Annotated in this window: 20 protein-coding genes and 1 tRNA gene; 12 read left to right on the top strand and 9 right to left on the bottom strand. The window is 39.6% G+C overall.

What is annotated here, in order from left to right:
- Window positions 1-504: 504 nt before the first annotated feature.
- The gene (locus METTI_RS10000; RefSeq protein ID WP_023845702.1) at window positions 505-1,548 is read right to left on the bottom strand and encodes an mRNA surveillance protein pelota; all 1,044 of its coding nucleotides are present in this window, start codon (window positions 1,546-1,548) and stop codon (window positions 505-507) included.
- Between the two features lie 15 nt (window positions 1,549-1,563).
- Window positions 1,564-3,555, bottom strand: coding sequence for a ribosome rescue protein RqcH (rqcH, locus tag METTI_RS09995; RefSeq protein WP_023845701.1), 1,992 nt, complete (start codon window positions 3,553-3,555; stop codon window positions 1,564-1,566).
- A 98-nt stretch (window positions 3,556-3,653) separates the two neighbouring features.
- Here rqcH and priS point away from each other — a divergent pair, with 98 nt between their 5' ends.
- From priS to METTI_RS15190, 11 genes are all read left to right on the top strand, one after another.
- The gene (gene priS, locus METTI_RS09990; protein WP_023845700.1) at window positions 3,654-4,826 is read left to right on the top strand and encodes a DNA primase catalytic subunit PriS; all 1,173 of its coding nucleotides are present in this window, start codon (window positions 3,654-3,656) and stop codon (window positions 4,824-4,826) included.
- Entirely contained in the window at window positions 4,816-5,514 is a 699-nt protein-coding gene (locus METTI_RS09985; protein ID WP_023845699.1) for a hypothetical protein, read from the top strand. The genes priS and METTI_RS09985 overlap by 11 nt, the downstream gene beginning before the upstream one ends.
- Before the next feature lie 28 nt (window positions 5,515-5,542).
- The gene (locus METTI_RS09980) at window positions 5,543-5,821 is read left to right on the top strand and encodes a 50S ribosomal protein L44e (RefSeq protein WP_023845698.1); all 279 of its coding nucleotides are present in this window, start codon (window positions 5,543-5,545) and stop codon (window positions 5,819-5,821) included.
- Window positions 5,822-5,826: 5 nt separating this feature from the next.
- Window positions 5,827-6,006: a 30S ribosomal protein S27e gene (locus tag METTI_RS09975; protein ID WP_023845697.1), complete on the top strand. Its 180-nt coding sequence runs from the start codon at window positions 5,827-5,829 to the stop codon at window positions 6,004-6,006.
- A gap of 16 nt (window positions 6,007-6,022) precedes the next feature.
- Window positions 6,023-6,820, top strand: a complete 798-nt coding sequence (locus tag METTI_RS09970) for a translation initiation factor IF-2 subunit alpha (RefSeq protein ID WP_023845696.1) — start codon at window positions 6,023-6,025, stop codon at window positions 6,818-6,820.
- 6 nt (window positions 6,821-6,826) lie between these two features.
- Window positions 6,827-6,991, top strand: a complete 165-nt coding sequence (locus tag METTI_RS15570; protein WP_023845695.1) for an RNA-protein complex protein Nop10 — start codon at window positions 6,827-6,829, stop codon at window positions 6,989-6,991.
- A complete protein-coding gene (locus METTI_RS09965) occupies window positions 6,988-7,764 on the top strand; it encodes a proteasome assembly chaperone family protein (RefSeq protein WP_023845694.1) in 777 nt (258 codons plus the stop codon). The genes METTI_RS15570 and METTI_RS09965 overlap by 4 nt, the downstream gene beginning before the upstream one ends.
- Before the next feature lie 5 nt (window positions 7,765-7,769).
- Entirely contained in the window at window positions 7,770-8,990 is a 1,221-nt protein-coding gene (locus METTI_RS09960; RefSeq protein ID WP_023845693.1) for a TIGR00375 family protein, read from the top strand.
- 48 nt (window positions 8,991-9,038) lie between these two features.
- Window positions 9,039-9,155 (top strand) — tRNA-Ser (locus METTI_RS09955).
- A gap of 328 nt (window positions 9,156-9,483) precedes the next feature.
- Window positions 9,484-9,990, top strand: coding sequence for a PH domain-containing protein (locus METTI_RS09950; protein ID WP_023845692.1), 507 nt, complete (start codon window positions 9,484-9,486; stop codon window positions 9,988-9,990).
- A 374-nt stretch (window positions 9,991-10,364) separates the two neighbouring features.
- Window positions 10,365-11,981 carry a PAS domain-containing sensor histidine kinase gene (locus METTI_RS15190; RefSeq protein ID WP_023845691.1) on the top strand — a complete coding sequence of 539 codons (1,617 nt, stop codon included), beginning with the start codon at window positions 10,365-10,367 and terminating at the stop codon, window positions 11,979-11,981.
- A gap of 82 nt (window positions 11,982-12,063) precedes the next feature.
- Here METTI_RS15190 and METTI_RS09940 read toward each other — a convergent pair whose 3' ends face one another.
- Window positions 12,064-13,725: a sensor histidine kinase gene (locus METTI_RS09940; protein ID WP_169729113.1), complete on the bottom strand. Its 1,662-nt coding sequence runs from the start codon at window positions 13,723-13,725 to the stop codon at window positions 12,064-12,066.
- A 101-nt stretch (window positions 13,726-13,826) separates the two neighbouring features.
- On the bottom strand, window positions 13,827-14,339 hold the full coding sequence (locus METTI_RS09935) for a response regulator (protein ID WP_023845689.1): 513 nt from the start codon (window positions 14,337-14,339) through the stop codon (window positions 13,827-13,829).
- Window positions 14,340-14,488: 149 nt separating this feature from the next.
- On the opposite strand from METTI_RS09935, the gene METTI_RS09930 reads away from it, so the two are divergent.
- Window positions 14,489-14,764, top strand: a complete 276-nt coding sequence (locus tag METTI_RS09930; RefSeq protein WP_023845688.1) for a MarR family transcriptional regulator — start codon at window positions 14,489-14,491, stop codon at window positions 14,762-14,764.
- A gap of 73 nt (window positions 14,765-14,837) precedes the next feature.
- Here METTI_RS09930 and METTI_RS09925 read toward each other — a convergent pair whose 3' ends face one another.
- The 5 genes from METTI_RS09925 to METTI_RS09905 all read right to left on the bottom strand — a co-directional run bounded on the left by METTI_RS09925 (window position 14,838) and on the right by METTI_RS09905 (window position 19,058).
- Window positions 14,838-15,452: a sensor domain-containing protein gene (locus METTI_RS09925; RefSeq protein WP_023845687.1), complete on the bottom strand. Its 615-nt coding sequence runs from the start codon at window positions 15,450-15,452 to the stop codon at window positions 14,838-14,840.
- A gap of 108 nt (window positions 15,453-15,560) precedes the next feature.
- Complete coding sequence (locus tag METTI_RS09920) at window positions 15,561-15,797, bottom strand: PLDc N-terminal domain-containing protein (RefSeq protein WP_023845686.1); 237 nt, start codon at window positions 15,795-15,797, stop codon at window positions 15,561-15,563.
- Between the two features lie 47 nt (window positions 15,798-15,844).
- Window positions 15,845-17,059: an ABC transporter permease gene (locus METTI_RS09915; RefSeq protein ID WP_023845685.1), complete on the bottom strand. Its 1,215-nt coding sequence runs from the start codon at window positions 17,057-17,059 to the stop codon at window positions 15,845-15,847.
- 22 nt (window positions 17,060-17,081) lie between these two features.
- Window positions 17,082-18,341, bottom strand: coding sequence for a COG1361 S-layer family protein (locus METTI_RS09910; protein ID WP_023845684.1), 1,260 nt, complete (start codon window positions 18,339-18,341; stop codon window positions 17,082-17,084).
- A gap of 12 nt (window positions 18,342-18,353) precedes the next feature.
- Window positions 18,354-19,058, bottom strand: coding sequence for an ABC transporter ATP-binding protein (locus METTI_RS09905; protein WP_023845683.1), 705 nt, complete (start codon window positions 19,056-19,058; stop codon window positions 18,354-18,356).
- Window positions 19,059-19,272: the final 214 nt, after the last annotated feature.

Raw genomic sequence — 19,272 nt, 5'->3', positions numbered from 1 at the left:
TAAAATTGGATAAATATCATACAATATTTAAATTTTATAATAATTTATGCTGATGCAAAATATAAACATCAGAAATATCTTCAAATCAATTCTTGTAGTATGTAACTACTTGTTACCTCCATCAAGTGTTACCTGTAACTGCTTGCTACCTCCTTCAAGTGTTACCTATTTCACCTCCAGATAAGGACTTTAAAATAGAAGTATATATCATTTTTGATTATGACAAAATAGAATATTGACTAATATAGTTTTTTTTGATAAATAAGGCATTTTGACAACGTAAAAATGAATATAAAAGTAAAATATGCGTTTTTTAGTAATAATACACTAAAAATAACCTATTAGACTAATATACGTTATAAAAAACAAAAAATAAAAATAAAGAGAGTGTCCTGTTTGTTGCTTTTGCACATAACATACAAAAGCACCGCGTAAACTATATATACTAAGATACCAGAATTTGTTACTTGCTTTACAAGCAAAACAATAACAGAAACGTTTTTATTAAATTTTAAAACGCAGCAAGGCAGCTATTCCACCAAGGGCAAGCAACTTCTGACCGGGTTCAAATATTGTACTGAAAACAACAATTTTACCCTGGTTGTGCTCTACTGCTTGCAAAAATGAATCGATATCCCCTTTTTCACGTTCCATTCTCAACATTTCATCTGCAACCAGAAGAGTATCAATCGAACCATAATCCAGAGCAGTTTTTACTTCATCCAGACCGTAGGCAACCTTACCGTCAAGAGAAATCTCTTTTAGCAGATCATCCATTAAGCAGGACTCACGGGCAATGCGGGACTCCTCCATAATCCGGTCTACGGCCCCACGCTTCAGTACCTCCTGGAAACCGGACATACCGATTGAAGAAGTATCTTCTGTTACTACACGGGAAGAAAACTCAGCTTCTTTTGATCTCAGGTATTTCATGAAATCATCTTTAATAAATCCCGGACCCGCAACAACAACAGCCTCTGATTCTGATGCTGCATGCAGCAATTGATCGATGATCTCCTGGAAAAATACCTCCCTTAGAGTACCTTCGCTTCTTTTTCCGGAAGACTGGCTTATGTGTGAATATAATTCAATACCATAATGGCGCACAAGACCAATATCTGCATCTCCTTCCTCAATGGCAAGGATAACAACTTTAGGACGCTTGGAAGAAGCTTCTGCTTCGTTGATGCGTTCCATCTGATCTTTTTTCCAGTTTTTGATTATTGAAAGGTCAACTCCTTCCTCAACATTAAAAGTGTGATAATGGCCTGCATCCATTCCCTGTTCAATAAGACCATGGATTCTCAGGCGGTTTGAAAATTTATGGAACTCCAGCTCTTCCACACGAATACCCAAACGTACTGTTTTTTTCTCAACCTTCTCAGGTCTTATCTTATCAGAAGAAGAGTCTGCTTTCCTTTTAGTAAGAGCAAATATGAGGTCACCTTTCTCTATAATATACTTCAGGTGCCAGAGATCATCCAGAGTCTCAGGTACTATAGTAATCTCACCATCTCTGCCTTTCAGATTTCTCTTTACGACTCTCATGTTCACACCTTAATTTCACACTTTAATATCAGATTCACCTGGTGGAAGCATCATTGCAATCTTATCAGGTGACGCAATCTGCTTTACAAAATTTGGCTCTTTTAACTTCTCCACATATAGTTTGTATATCTTTTTGGCAACATCGTTCTGGTTATATTTACCAGGAACAACTTCCACCACATTCTGACCATGTTTGCGCACAGCAGATGTCGGGCCACCAATAACCCTTGTGCTTCCCTCAAGTTCAAGCCCGATAGCTGCAGCAACCTGAACATCCCTGAAATAATTCCTTTCACCACGTATTACAAAGGAACCTTTCTTAAGGTATTCTCCGGTTTCCGGTGTTTTGGAAACCTGTTCAGGTTTAATCCAGTAACAATCACCACTGAACTGGCCTGATTTCCATACACTTGAATAGGAAACAACAAATTGGGCAGTTTCCTGCAACGTTGTTTCAGGCACTTCGTTGCCCATTGTCTTGATTACTGTAATAGGAGCTCCTGGATCCTGAGTGTGGAATACAATATCACGCTTTTCCATGTATTTTTTGACGATTTCCTCATTGGTGTCGGCATCCCTGCCTGCAACCACAAGGAATCCATCAGAAGACATGAACCATCTGAAACGCTCATACCAGTACTTCTTATTACTGACCTTGCGTCTGCTGGAAACTTTCTTTTCACGTTTCTGCATGGCAAGTTTAGTATCTTCTATGGCCTTAAGAGCACCATCCTTCTTTTTGGTGAGCTTCTTAGCCTTATCATAATAGACCTGAGCATTCTGAGGAATTGTAAGTTTAATATCTACTGTGGCTCTTGTACCATCAAGGTTCAGAACAATAGTCCCTTCTGCTGAGTTGATATTCTCTATCCATTTTGCAGCAGGAACGGTATCTTTTGCCTTTTTCACGATGGACTTTATTTCATCCCACGAATAACCCTTATCACGTGCCTGTTTAAGGATATTAATAATCTGTTCTATCTCAACATAATTAGCATAAATGACTTCGGCAATACGGGTTTGCTTATCTGCATCCTTTCCAAATTTTTCAATTGCAGCTTCCTGTTTTTGCAGACGGCGGGCAAACACATCAACTTTTTCTTTCTTGACTGCTATGACCTCTTCCTGCACAGACTCCGCTGCAGCTTTTCCAAAGAACTCATCCAGAGCGGCATTAAATGTAGGGAATGATTCTTTCGCATGGTCCTTGTATATAGATAGTTCGAGAGGGAGTACATCAAACGGTTTTACTTCACCTTTTTCTTCTTTTTTCACAAGACATGGTTTGAGGTCGCCTGATAACAGTGGTTTGAATAATTCCTTAAGAGCAAAAATTATAGCCTCAATTCCATCGAAACCCATTTCCTTTGCAGGTTCTGACTTATTAACTCCTGACCTTGCGCATACTTCTTCAGCGAGAACTCCACCAAGATTAAACCTTGTAGCAATGGTTCTTACAACATCAGCGTCCGATGTTGCAAATACATTTTCAAGATCGTTTGCTGTGGCATCAACAGGACTTATCTGGGCTTCAGGGTACTGATATACTTCACCACTACGTATTCTTCTTCCTTTGAAAGTTACCGGTTTCATTGGAAGGATGATTTTTCTTTCTGAATCAAGAAGAACAATGTTTCCCGGGGAAAAGAGTTCCACAACAAGAACAGTAACTATTCCGCCACGCACAACACCAATCTCAAGTATCCTGTCAAAGTCATACTGTTTAACAAATGTGATGCGCCCTGCCATGATGTGTTTTCTTAACATCATGGGGAATGATTGCGGTATTTTGGGACTTGGACGAATGTGCTGGCTCATATGAGCACGTTTTCCTGCCTCTATCACAAGGTTATCCCTGCCTTTTTCATAGACAAAGAGATTTATCCTTATCTCATCAGGTGCAGGCTGGTAAATCTTAGCTATCTTTGCATCTATAATAGATGTGTCACCTGAGCCTAGCTCAAGGGCAAGGGCAGCTACATCAGCACTCGTCATTTCCTTCTTCATGCGAGGACTATAATGTAGACGGTGACTATAAGGTTTATGACGCATAAAGCAGATTTAATATCAAAGCACGATTGTAAAATAGGAGCTACAGGCATAAGATGGATGAAAGGACTAGACAGTTTGTAGTATCTGCATTCCAGAACTACTATTCTACAGCAGATATAAAGTTACCACCTGATTTCACTTCAAGAGAATGGGGTTTCATTGAGTTTACCAGCGGTCAGGATACTTTCATGAAAAGACACCGTGCTTTTGGTTCTGAGGGAGAACTCCATGATTACCTGCGCGGAATCGGGCCTGCACATGCATACTATTCTGTTGCATACTACGAATACCCGGGCGCTCCTAAAATGAAAGAGAAGAACTGGCTCAAAGCCGATCTTATTTTTGATATTGATTCTGACCACCTGCCCGGAGGAATAAATTCCTACGCTGACATGCTTGAGAAAGGAAAAAGAGAAACGCTGAAACTCCTTGAGTTCCTGATGGATGATTTCGGATTCAGGGAAGAACAGGTGCATGCAGTATTTTCCGGAGGTAGAGGTTATCATTTCCATATCAGTGAAGAGTCTGTACTTTCACTTGGAAGTGCGGAGAGAAGGGAAATTGTGGATTACGTCAGTTCAAAGGGACTGAATCTTGAAAAGATATTTTCCAAGAAAGATATTTCCGGTGATGCTGGTGCAGAATCTGCCAAGATGTCTGTTTTCCCCTCCGAAGATGATGGAGGTTGGGGTGGACGAATTAACCGATATCTTATCACATACCTGAGTTCTATCGCAAAAGATGAAGATGCAGTCAAGATACTAAGTGGTTTCAAAGGAGTTGGGAAGACTACAGCGGAAAAGCTTGTGGATGCTTTTCAGGATGAATCAAGGATTGCTGCATTAAAAAATGGGAAAATGGATGCACTTGGTGGATTTAAAAAAGACATACTAATGACAATTGTCAATCAGGGTGTTGAACAGATGGCAGCCTGTGTCGATGAGCCTGTCACCGCAGATATAAAGAGACTTATCAGGCTTCCGGGCTCACTACATGGAAAATCAGGGATGAAAGTAACTGCACTCTCAATTGATGAACTTGAATCCTTTGAACCGCTAAATGATGCAGTAGTATTTAGCGACAAGTCGGTAAAAATAAAAGTGATTAAACCTTTTGCAGTGCAGATGAAAGGTAAAGACCTCATGGTTGAGGAAGGCGTACAGGAAGTTCCTGAATATGCCGCAATATACCTTATGTGCAGAGGTGTAGCAGAATATGGACGGTAATGAGCTAAAGAACGTGCTGAGGGATGAAGGAAGTTCTACACTCAAATCACTACATCCTGGTTTTTACAGGGATGTTGAGAAATATCTCAAGGAACTGGAAGAAGAGATATTCAAAATAGACAATCCACGCTCAGTTGAGTCTAAAATGCTTGACAACGAATTACAGAGTGCTATTACCGATATAGAAGTAATTTTTATACGCCGCATCCGCAAGATAATAAGTTATGCAACAAATAATGCATTTTCCAGTATGCCGCCTTCCCAGGATATGAGCAAACTACTGCCGGAAGAAAAAAAAGTGTACGATGCAGTTCTTACCGCAATAAATTCAGCTCGTTCCGAATTGCTGGTACCCATCCTTGATCCCCAAGCAGCCGGAAGCAAGGTTAAAAAGGAAGCACCAGCAAATAATAAAGTTGATGATACTGAAGAAGCAATGGCTTCAGACCATACTGGAAATCCAGAAAATATGGATACAGACATGCCATCTGACACCAGCAATAAAGGTGAAATAGGCAAAAGTAATATAAATAAAGAATTCGTTGTTGTGCGAATACTGGAGGACCTGCCTACTTTCAAGGCTATGGATAATCGCAATTACACATTACATGCCGAAGATGTTATCGTTTTACCGGCCCTGAATGCAAAAGGACTGATTAAACGTAACGTGGCACAAATGATTCTATAAAATTAATAACATACCTTAGGTGAAGATAATGAGGATTCCAAAGAGATTCAGAACACACTGCCCTTCATGCAAAAAACATACAGAGCATGTTGTTGAAAGAGTAAAGAAGGGTAAGGCATCAACACTTACACGTATCGAAAGACAGAAGAAACGCCAGACAGGAATTGGAAACAGTGGAAAGTTCTCAAAGGTTCCTGGAGGAGACAAGCCAACAAAGAGAATATGGCTCAGGTACAGGTGCACAGAATGTAACAAGGCACACCAGAGACCATGTTTCAGGGCAAAGAAATTCGATTTCGCAGAGTGATTATTATGATTAACAAACCAAAAAGCAGATTCTTACGCGTAAAATGCAATGATTGTGAGAACGAGCAGGTAATTTTCGGCAGTGCAAGCCGCAAGGTAACATGCCTTGTATGCGGAAGAACACTTGCAGAACCTACCGGCGGCAAATCAACAATCACAACACACATACTCGAAGTACTCGAGTAAATCAAAGTGATTTATAATGGATGATAACAACTGGCCTGAAAGCGGGGATTTTGTTGTCTGTACTGTAAAGAATGTTACTGATTTCGGTGCATACACAACCCTTGAAGAATTCGGTGGAAAAGAAGGTTTTATCCACATATCCGAGATTAAGGCCGGATGGGTCAAATACGTAAGAGACCATGTGCGCGAAGGACAAAAGGTAGTCTGCAAAGTTCTTAATGTAGACTCCTCACGTCGCCACATAGACCTGTCCCTTAAAGATGTCAACGAGCACCAGAAACGTGCAAAGATTCAGGACTGGAAGAACGAGCAGAAGGCTTTCAAATGGCTTCAGTTCGTTTCAGAGGAAACAGGAACCAGCAAGGATGAGATGGATAAAATCAAACCGAAATTGCTGGAAAGTTTTGGCAGTCTTTATTCTGCATTCGAAGAAGCAGCCATTAGTGGCGAAGATGCTTTTAACGATGTCAAAATGAAGAAAAAGATTGTCACTAGCATTGTAAAGGTTGCTCAGAGCAATATTAAACTGCCATTTGTAGACATCGCCGGATACATCGACCTCAATTGTTACCTGCCTGATGGAATAGAGATCATTAAAATGGCTCTTGAAGCAGGAAATAAAATTGAGGAGGAAGGAGTAAAGATAGACATCAGTTATACTGGTGCACCAAGATACAGAATCAAGGTTATTGCCCCTGACTACAAGAAAGCTGAATCCGTGCTGAAAAAGTCTTCAAAAGCAGCTATTGATACTATTGAAAAGCTTGGTGGAAAAGGCGAATTCCACAGGCATAACGACACCGTTAAGGCGTGAGACCCTTTGGGACAGAAGATCTACAAATGCAGGAATTGTGGCAGATATACGTTGGAGGCTATCTGTTCGAAATGTGGCTCAGATACATTCAGGCCACAACCTGCAAGATTTTCCCCACAGGATCCATATGGCAAATACCGCAGGATAGCAAGAAGGGAGGGTAACCTGTGAAAGAAATAGAGGTAATACACATAAAAGAAGATGTGGAGCTTAACAATCCAGTGCTCATTGTTGGTCTGCCAGGAGTAGGGCACGTAGGAAAACTTGTTGCCGAACATCTGGTGGAAGAGCTTGAAGCAGAGAAACTTCTGGAGATATATTCACACCATTTCCCACCTCAGGTTCTTGTTGATGAAAACAGCGAAATACAGCTTGTTAACAACGAGATGTTTGTTTGCCACACGGAAAAACACGATATTATTGCACTAATTGGTGACCATCAAAGTTCTTCAACAGAAGGTCATTACAAACTTTGTACACTTTACCTTGATCTTGCAATGGAATTCGGCGTTAAGAGAATATACACTCTTGGAGGATTCCCAACAGGACAACTTACTCATACTGATGAAGTACTTGGAGCGGTCAATAACATCGAGCTTATTGATGAACTTAAAGAGTACGGAGTCAACTTCAAAGAAAACGAACCCGGAGGAGGAATCGTTGGGGCATCCGGTCTTCTTCTTGGACTTTGCAAGTTCAAGAAAATAGATGCGGCCTGTCTCATGGGACTTACTTCAGGTTATCTTGTAGACCCAAAGAGTGCACAGTCACTCCTCAAAGTCATATGCAAGGTATTTGACATTGACATTGACGTTGGTCCACTTGAAGAGCGTGCCAAGGAAATGGAAAAAATAGTTGCGAGACTTAAGGAAGTGGAGCAGCAACAAAAAGGCATGCCCGAAATGAGCACTGCCAAAGATGAAGACCTGAGATACATTGGCTAATTACGATGTTAATCAATGCCGACCTTCACCTGCATTCCAGATATTCGATGGCTTGTTCGAATAAAATGGAACTGCCAGTAATGGCAGAAGAAGCAGCGAAAAAAGGCATAGACTTGGTTGCAACGGGAGATTGCACCCATCCCCTTTGGCTTAAGGAAATCAAGAAAGCATCAATTGATGATGAAGCGATAGCCATTGGAAAAACTAATTTTATAATCACTACTGAAATAGAGGATAGCAGCCGCGTTCACCACCTGTTATTGCTGCCCTCAATATCTAAAGCTGAAGAGCTTGCAGAGAATATCAGCAAGTACTGTAACCTTGCAGCAGACGGCCGCCCGACTGTAAGACTCAACGGATGTGAGATAGCCGAGATTGCAAAAGACATTGAAGCGCTCATTGGCCCATGCCATGCATTTACTCCATGGACAGCACTTTATGCATATCACGATTCATTGAAAAGCTGTTACGGAGATATGACAGACTACATTTCATTCCTTGAACTTGGGCTCAGTGCTGACAGCGACTATGCTGACAGAATCGAGGAACTGCACAGACTTACTTTTCTCTCAAATTCGGATGCACATTCGCCCTGGTCTAACAAACTGGCAAGAGAGTTCAACCAGATAAATGTCCCGGAACCATCTTTTGAAGGACTGCGGAAAGCTATACTCAGGGAAGAAGGATATGGAGTAACATACAATGCAGGTTTCTATCCGCAGGAAGGAAAATACAATGAATCTGCCTGTATTAAATGCTATACACATTATACTCTGGAACAATGCCAGGAACTTAAATGGAAATGCAACAACTGCGGCGGCCTTATTAAGAAAGGTGTAAAGGACAGAGTAAATGAGCTGGCCGATTTTGACACTCCGAAACATCCGCAGTATAGGCCTCCTTACATACACTTGATGCCTCTTTCTGAAATAATAATGACTGCACTGGGGCATGCCAGCATTAATACTAAAGGAGTACAGACTGCATGGAACGGCCTGATGGAACTATATGGCAATGAACTCAATGTCCTCCTGAATGCAGAAATTGATGACATGGCATTCCTTGACAAACGCATTTCAAATGCAATACTTGCCTTTCGGGAAAAGAAACTTATAGTCCACCCAGGTGGCGGCGGTCAATACGGTCATATCGCGATACCGGAAGAAACTGATACTAAAGAAGAAATTGCTCCGAAAAAAAGCCAGAGTTCCCTTTTTGACTTTTAATATTCGTTCGATACATTTTTAAGACATTAAGACCTTCAAATTCACTGTGCCGAGGTGGCAGAGCGGACTAATCCGTTTGGCTTAACAGCCCCGGAGTCCAAACGCGACTGGCTCGAGACCGGTTTCTCCGGAAGGAGTGCTTGGGTTCGAATCCCAACCTCGGCGTCATTTACGATTGTAAAATCAGTTGCTCTTTATTGAATATTACAAATGAAATTTTACTTTTTTGATAATTAAAAATATCATAGATGATTACTTTTTTAGAAATCAGTGTGAAAAAACGATTATAAAAAACATGAACATATCATGTAGTCATGTTGAAAATGTGCATAAAAATTTGATAGAGTATTTTTTTATATTAGTGAGATTATATCTAACAGAAGATATAAACGGAGTAAATTCTCAACTGATGAACTGAAACAAATTACAAGCAGATCATCTTTACAAGGGTAAGAATTGTACCTGAAATACATCATAATGTGTGGGATTCATAATGATAAGTAAATGTACAAAAGAGAGAATGAGAGAAATTGAAAAGGTACTGGGAGAAAATGAAGAGATCATTGATGCAGTAACCGGCACTGTAAATGGAATGCTTTTCGGGGAAAAATCAGATCAACTTAAAGGAGTACTCGTGCTTACACCTAAGAGAGTATTGTTCCACTACAAACGAAAAAGTGGATATTACAGATCTAAAATGTATCCGCTGGAAGAAATCAGCAACATCGCTTTTGAAAAAGGAATTCTGGGAGCAAACATACAAATGCAGAACAGTATTAGTAGCCTCAAAGTCACACTTATTCCCTTAAATGAAAATGCCGAAGAATTTGTCAGGAAGACAAAATTATACATAAGTGAAATAATCCGCAACAAAACGTGTCAGGTCACAGGTAGTCATGACACAATAGAACATATCAAGAAGTTATCCAATCTGAACAAACAAGGAATTATAACAAACGAAGAATTCACTGCAAAGAAAAAACAACTTCTTGGAATATGAACTAAAGCTTCATTTTTTGCAGAGCTTTTACTGAATACCTATCTTTTTTTATTACATAAATATGATAACATATACCAGTGGATAAATATTTATATATAATATTCAGAAATTATTAAGATAATACCTGCGGAGGGATTTCCTAAATCGAAGCGCATCAGAGAACATTACAGGCATTAAAATTAGCTGGGAATACGGGTACAATATAATATAGTTCATTTGCCATTTTCTGTGCAGGAAGTAGTATGGCTAAAAGTCAACAGACTTAATAGTGGAGTTAATGCCAATTGCAGTAAACTTTGACTCGACATAGGAAACAATGGTGAGAAAAGAATCCCATTACAAAATACACTACTTATATGGCGGTTTCCAGGCAAATGATAGCAAAAAAAGATACATGGAATGAAGAAAAGAGTGAGCAAGATGATCACAATTTAGTAAAAGAGCTTAATAAAAAAATTGTGAATCTTACTAAACAACTGGAATTTACCGAATCAAAACTCAAAGAAACAGAAGAGTTCTATAGTGAAAGACTAAACAACCTCAACGATGTACTTTTTTCAGTCGATACTGAAGGATTATTCACATACATTAACCCAGCTATCGAAAACATAACAGGTTATACTATAGAAGAAGTTCTGGGTACACATTTTACAAAACACGTACATCCCGATGATATCTGCGGTCTGCTTGAGGATATTGAGAAAACAGTCTCCGGTGAACATAAGCCATATATGTTCAGGATAGTCAAAAAAGATGGAAATATCAGCTATGTCCACACCACATCCAGGCCAATAATAAAGGATGGGGAATTCAAAGGGATTAATGGCCTGATGGTTGATATCGCACGGCTCAAACAGGTTGAAGTCAGACTGAAAGAAGAAAGAGACCGGGCACAGAATTATCTTGACATTGTAGGCGTGATTATAGTAGCCATTGATACTGAAGGTAATATCAAACTGATAAATAAGAGAGGATGCGAAATATTCGGATGTGAAGAATGTAAAATCATCTCAAACAACTGGTTTGAGCTCGCATATCCTGATGAATTAAAAGAACGGTGGAAAAAAGATTATAATAAATTTATTCTGGGTAAAGATCCATTCAAACCCTATTTTGAAGCACGTATTATGACAAAAGAAGGGGAGAGAATATTTGCATGGCATAACATTGCCATGAAAGATGAATACGGAAATGTAACAGGAGTATTATCGTCAGGCAATGACATCACTGAAAGGAAGAAAGCCGAACAGGCACTTGTTTTTGCCAAGCTGATATCTGAAAATGCAAGCCGTACCAAAAGACAGTTCCTTTCAAATATAAGTCATGAACTACGAACACCCCTTAATCTCATAATTGGATACTCTGATCTTTTACATGAAGACTATGTCGGGACAACAAGCAAAGAGCAAAAAGAGTATCTGGAAGTTGTCAAAAGAAGTGGAAACAGGTTACTTCTTCTTCTCAATTCAATGATAGAGCTGTCAGCAATCGAAGAAGGAAAAATCGAACTGGATATTAAAGAGTTTTCAGTACCTGTTATAATCAAAGACATAAAGAATTCCACACTTCCAATGGCAAAGAAAAAGCATATAGATCTGCAGTTTTGCATAGATGAAGACATAAAGACAATAAAGGCCGATAAGAACAAGTTCAAGACTGTTCTCTACAACCTGATAAATAATGCCATTAAATTTACTGATGAATGTGGAAACATTGAAGTAAACGTAGCCAAAGAAGGCCAGAATCTTAACGTTTCTGTTAAAGATGATGGTATTGGGATTGAAGAAGAAAATATCGAAAAGTTGTTCCAGCCATTTTCACAAATTGACTCGTCGCTTAATCGCAAATTCGAAGGAGCAGGGCTTGGCCTCAGTATTGTAAAAGAATTCGTAGAAATGAATGGCGGAAAAGTGAAAGTGGAAACCGAGATCAATAAGGGAAGTAATTTCAGTTTTACTATTCCAATTAACAGTGATCAAATATTAGACTGAATGATTGGGCAGAATATTGTAGAAAAATACACCTAGCATCAGTTTTAATCTATGAAACTATAAACTATTATTAATCAATTCGTCACATTGATTTTTTTAATGTAAATACAAAAGTGCTGCCATTACCAGGTTCACTTGTAGCAGATATAGTGCCACCCTGACCTTCAATTATACCTTTTACAATGGAAAGACCAAGACCGCTTCCACCTACTTTGCGGGTAGAAGTGCTGTCTATCTGATAGAATTTGTCAAATATTTTATCCAGCTCATCAGAACTCATACCAATTCCATCGTCACTAACACTTATCCTGACAAAGTCACCATCTTCCTGTGCATATATCCTGATATTACCATTATTTTTACTGAATTTTACAGCATTGTTCAGGAGATTTACAAAAACCTGAACCAGTTTATCTTTATCAGTGTAAACTGATGACAGATCATCAGGAAGTTCAACCAGTACGTTCATGTTTTTATCTTTGAGATTTGAAGAGAGCATTTCAAGCGAACAACGAATAGCTTTACTGATGTCCATAGTTTCCTGATGGAATTTCATCCGGTTGGATTCAATTCTTGATATGTCCAGTAGATCATCCACCATTCTTGACTGCCTGTCAATATTCCTGATAATGATATCAAGCATTTTTCTTCGAATAGAAATATCACATTCATCACTTTCCCGCAGGAACTCACTGGAAGTTCTCATGGCTGTCAGGGGAGTTTTTAGTTCATGGGATACAACCGAGAGGAATTCTGTTTTCAGGCGGTCAAGTTCTTTGAGCTTTGTATTTGCAGACCTCAGTGATTCATTGGATTCTTTCAGTTCCTGAGTCTTCACACCCACCTCTTTTTCAAGACTCTTGCTCCAGTTATAGAGAATGATAACCAGGAATGAACTTACAAAAATAATGAAAATAACCGAAACCATTGCCACAATAAAAAGCTTCAGGTAAACTGAAACAATCAAGCGGTCAACTTCTGATGAAGGACTTGTCAGTGCAAGTGACCACTTCTGGTTGTACCACTGGATTGGATAATAGGAAACAAGTCTTTCTTCATATATAGTTCCGTTTTCAAGCAGGAAATATTTTCCATTACCTTCAAAACCATTAACCTGGTCTGCTATAATTTCCTGTAATCCTGATGCATCGGAACCAAAAACATCTGCATAAAGAGCACCTCGCTCATATTCCTGATTGCCTTCATAAAGTATCCTTCCACGCTCATCAATAAGATATGCGTAACTTGAAGAATTAGATTCAACAACATACCGATCTTTCAGATCGGTCTCTTTGATAATGGCAATAAAAGCTCCCCTGAAGACATTTTCCTCATAAACAGGAACCCATATAAAAGACCCGTAATTTCCCTCCATGAGTTTCAGAGGATCTGTAATATAAACCTCTCCGGTCTCATTCACATATTCAAAAGCACGGGATTGCCCATGTTCAAAAAGATTGAAACCTATTGGAACAGATTCTTCCGGATAACCTGATACAATCGTACCGTTTTCCGCAACATATTCCACAACATAGAACAAGCCGGCAATATCATAAACACTCCTCAGGTCCGATTCAAAATTGTCATCAGGAACACCCGAATCTTTTTTGGCAATAACTTCAAGAAGCGATACCCTCTCATTGAGAGTTTGTTCTATACTACTGGCAACATGTCTTGTAAGCAACAACTGCTGGTTCTGATATTGTTCCTCAACAACTGACCTGACCTCTATGTTGGTCTTCATCCAGAGAAAAAAGATGGAACTTATCAAAAGCAAAACTACTGCAGCAAAAAGTATGAGATTCCATTTGCTTTTACGGTTCCACATAGATAAATTAAAAATATTCAGACATCCTGCCTTCGCAGGACCATCTTTACACGTGCCTTAAGTTCTTTCAGGTTAAATGGCTTGGTTACGTAGTCATCTGCACCAAGTTCAATGCCTTCTACCTTGTCGTCAATCTCACCACGGGCTGTAAGCATGATAACAGGAATATGACGATACATATCATCGGATTTTAACTGCCTGCAAACCTCAAAACCATCTATACCGGGTATCATAAGGTCCAGGAGTATCGCATCAGGTAGTTCGGAATGTACTTTATCAATAGCTTCATGACCATCTTTTGCTTCAGCAACATTATAGCCTTCAGCTTCCAGAGCAACTTTCAGGGAAATCAGGGCATCCATCTCATCATCAACAATAAGGACCTTCTGCCTCGTATCAGACATACTTTTAAGAATTTCCTCTACTTTATCTTCCGATATTGATAACTTTTCAGAAATCGCCGTTACAGTTATTTCCGGATTCTCCTCCATGAGTGAAAGAATCTTTCCACTAATGTTTTCTGCTTGCATGATTATTCTACCTGAATGAGCTCATAAAATATAGCTGGATGATATTATTAAAACCTTTCTAAATATGAGAGGGTTTCTGTTTTTGTAAACAACCTGTCCGATAAAAGAAAATCTTATAAGCCATAACGGAATATTTAATTAAGATACCAATGGACGCGCTGGAAGAGATATTTGGAAAAACTGCCCAGATGACGGTATTAAAAAACCTCATCGCACATAAGGAAGAATCAACTTATCTTTCCGGCATTGCAGATGAAACCGGTTTGTCACATTCCAGTGTTGCAAGAGTCATAACTCCACTTATCAAAAGTGACATTGTAATTGAAAAACCACTTGGTAAGCAAATAAGGACTTTCAGGCTTAATCTTGAAAATGAAAAAACAAAGCTTATTCTTGATTTCTATGACCGTCTGAACAAAATGTAACATATTTGCTGGAAGTTATAACCTTTTATAGATTATATTCAAAGAGTGATTGAATAACCGGCAACCTCGATCATTATAATTGTTTTTCAGAACTGCTCAGCATTAGTCTTGCAAAACTACCTGATATTGTAGCCAGCAAGTTCAGCACGTGCAAAGACACAAAACCCACAAACATGCCTGCAAGTGAAACAATAAATGCTTCAAAGACCGAATTAACCTCACTCACACCAAGTAAATAGAGCACAGGAGTAAAAAGCATTGTAAGAGTGAGGCTCAATAGTACTATCATAAGCACCAGTGAGAATATCCCCAGAGGGAACTTTATCAGCAGGAATATAAGAGATTTCCAGGTAACCGGACTCTTTACCCTCTTTATAAATCTTTGAAGAATACTACCTCCATAAAGAGATTGTGAATACATTGAAGGAATCTCAGTTCCCAATAACCAGATAGCCATTTGTCGTTCAAATGATGCAATCTCCCACCATGCCAGGAATATTAGCAAAATAACAGGAATCCCTACCCATACAAGCAGCAGGCCAAAGCCAAAGGATAAGCCTGTTACCAAAAATATAAAGTAGGCAGTACCCAGAGGAAAGGAAAACAGGAGATAGAGAATATTCAGATAGGTCTGCTTCCTGAAAGCAACCATTAAAAATTCCCGAATAGCAACATCTACCTCTGACATTTTTTATCCTCATTCATTTTAGTTAAATTAATTGTGCGTCCTGTGAAATTTGTAAATATATAACCATTCCTGAATACTGCCATCTTTCAGAATTACCTGTAGAGGAAATTATTTCCCATAATCCTGAATTCTTTTTGGTCTTCTGATAACGAAGTACACAAGAGCACCAAGCACATGTGTGAAAACTATAATAATTATCCAGATAAGTTTGTCATTTCCTTCTGATGGCTCTTTTGTAGCACAGTCAATGAGCATCCACAACCAGAACAAAGTCCCGATTATCCCAAATCCGAAGAAAAATATAAACAAAAAGAATGAAACCGTCATTCCAAACATATCGAACATCTAAATATCTCCTTTGATTTTTCTTTAAATTTTCGTTTCATTACCCGTTATTCATGACGCAGTGCATCTACCGGATTCATCCTTGCGGCCTTATTGGCAGGATAAATACCCGCAAGCAAGCCTACTATAACTGAGACCAACATTCCAATAAGAATCATATCTACCGGGAACACATATGGCAGTCCCATTGCAGTATCCGCAGCATATGCACCTACCACACCAAGTACGATACCCAGCACGCCGCCAAACAATCCCACGACCATAGATTCAACCATGAACAGAGACAGAACTTCATGATTCTTGAACCCAAGGGATTTCATAATGCCTATCTCTCCGGTTCTCTCGGTTACTGTGACAAGCATGATATTCATGATACCAATAGAACCTACTATCAGTGATATCAGTGCAACCGAAGTCAGCAAAGAGCCAAGTACGGCAGACAACTGATTTACTGCTTCTAATATTTCTCCCTGATTAGCAAGTGAGTACGGTTTAGCATCTTCGTTGTCAAGATCCCTGAATGGAACACCAAGATCCCTTGCAAGTCTCTTGTCAATCTCATCGGTTACATCGTCAATAGATTCCAGACTTGTGGCAGCCGCAAAGTAACCCCAGTAGTAATCCTGATCCATTATCTCATTCATTGTTTCTATAGGAATGAAAATCCTGTCATCGGGTTCTATGCCGCTTTGAATGAATGTTGTTTCAGGACTGGCAACAATACCTTTTACCTTGAATTTCTGTGTTACAACTTCACCATCAGGTCTTATGAAACTAAGCTCAATGGTATTTTTGTTGGATATCTTACGATCAAACTTATCGTATGCAACATCATGACCTATGACGGCCACATACTTGTCCTTGTCATTTATGAAAGTGCCACTTTCCATCTGGATATTACCAACCTGTTCATAATCCTCAGAAACTCCCTGCACAGTTATCTGTCGGGAAGTTGAGAGATATGTAACTTCAGCAACCTCCTGACTCAGTGGAGAAACTCCAACAATACCAGGAGTGTTTTTTATGATCTCCATTTCAGAATCATGAAAGAGATTTGAAACCTTGCCCTCTATTATTATGAAGTTGTTGCCTACAGAACCAATCTCTTCTGTAAAGTACTGGTTAAAACTTGCACCCAGTGATACATTTGCAATAACCGCAGCCACACCTATGACAATTCCAAGTGTTGTCAGTGCAGACCTCAGTTTAGAGCTGCTGATGCTTCCTACAGCCATTCTGAATGAATGTTTCAGACTCAGCATAATCTCACCTGTTCACCCGAAGTTAGTTATTGTTCTGCTTTCTGCGTTTCATGAACACTACCGCAGGTACACCCAGCATCAAAAGGACCATGATTGCTCCAACAGCAATACTTGCACCACTGCCTTCCTCTTCAGTATTAAGCTTCACTTCGCGGACAGCAACCTCTGTAATGTGTTCGTTAATTCCGTTTCTGTATTCCACAGTGATGGTTACAGGAACAACTTCGCCTGTGAGGTCTGTTTTTGCGTCCACTTCTATTGTGAAAAGCTCATCAGAATCCATTGCTCCGACAAAGTATTCTTCCGGAGCAAAATCAATGCCATCAGCACTTAACTTTACACTTACAGAGCTTAGTGAATTTGGGTGCATGTTGGCAACATCGAACTCAAGAGTTCCTTCTCCGTTTGTAAGCTCCATTGGCTTTGAAGGAATAACTTTCACAGAAGCTGAATCAACCTTTACAGGAATTCTCCAGTTGTTATTATATGAGTGGGAATTTCCAACCATTGAAAAGTCCAGATAATAGGTGCCATCTGTCACATCGTCTGCAATTTCAACATTGTAGCTGAGTGTTATGGAGTCACCAGGACCGATTACACCGGAGCCGGTGTAACTTTCACTTGTAACACCAATGCCGCCATCACTGCCCTGGAGAACCGCAGACTGGACACGTGCATTTGTATCGTAGTCCTCACCATCAATGGTTACAGAATTCTCTGTTGCTGTATTAGTAAGAGTGAAAGTGACTGTACCGATATCTCCCGGCATAAATACCACAGGATCACAGGAGATATCGGTTAGTTCAATGGTTCCTTTACTATCAAAAGTGCTGGAACCGACGTTTAAGTCAAAGGAGGACTTATACCATGATCCACCCTCATAGACCTGGTAATAGACATCAACTGTGCCTGTGCCTACCTTTGCGCTCTCGTCCACATACAAGCGGTATTCGTGTACCGCCGCATCATCAGGAGATAATATACCTATGAATTCCACAGCATTGTTCTGGGAATCCAGTGAGAATGGGTATTCAGGTTCCATCTTAATGGAAACTGCATCTGCACGTCCAAAACCCGTATTCTCAATCTTTACTCTGACATCAACATACTCACCTATCTGAGCCGGGAAAGGCTCGTAGTCGATTATATCAACCTTCATGTTAGGTGCCGAATCTGCTGAGACCGGCATAATGGAAGAAGTACTTAATAAAGCTATGCAGAGTAAAATGTAAAATGATCTTTTGATCATTCCTTCAATATCTGAAAGATTAATGAAATTCATATAAAACCACCCTCAATTATTGCCGATATTTCCGTCCATTATACGGACAACTCTGTCAACATACTGCTCCATTTCCGGATCGTGTGTAATCATAACGATGGTACGCCCTTTCTGATGCAAATCAGAGAAAATATCCATAATCTCAACACTTGTTTTGGAATCAAGATTTCCAGTTGGTTCATCTGCGAGAATCAGTGACGGATCGTTTATCAGAGACCTGGCAATTGCAACTCTCTGTCTTTGCCCACCTGACAACTCCGCAGGTTTGTGACTTATACGGTCATCGAGACCTACCAGCTTCAGCAGGTCTCGTGCCCGTCCTGACGTGTCCATTCCTTTTTTTGTGTTGGAATAAGTTGGAAGCAAAACATTCTCATAAGCACTGAGTCGTGGTATAAGATTGAAATTCTGGAAAACAAAACCGATTTCAAAACCTCTGAGCTCTGCGAGCTCGTTGTCTGTGATGGCATTTGTGTCCTTACCCATAAGCATTACTTTTCCGCTTGTAGGCCTGTCAAGACAGCCGATCATATTCATCAGAGTACTTTTCCCGGAACCTGACGGACCCATGATAGCCACAAATTCCCCTTGTTTAATACACAGGTCTATCCCGTGAAGTATTGGTACTTCCTGGTTTCCAAGGAAATAACTCTTCTTCAGACCCTGAATATCTATTACATTTCCAATTTCAGGGTTTTGCACATTACAACCAGTCATTTATATTCACCTTTGTACGTCCAACTCGACTATTTATCGACAAATCTGTCAATGCGAAGAAAATACTTAAACCTTTCTACATATAGTCAGATTTGCGCATTTAGAAATATATAGGTCTAAATAGGTTAGCAAAAGGCATATTGTAAACTGAAAGTAAGAAAAAAAAGGTGAAAAAATAACCAGCAAAATAATCAGTGCTTATTCATTATACAGC

Origin of the sequence: Methanolobus tindarius DSM 2278, from assembly GCF_000504205.1 — an archaeon.
Classification (GTDB): domain Archaea; phylum Halobacteriota; class Methanosarcinia; order Methanosarcinales; family Methanosarcinaceae; genus Methanolobus; species Methanolobus tindarius.
Note: the sequence above shows the minus strand (reverse complement) of the source record. Positions and strands in the feature narration are given on the sequence as shown.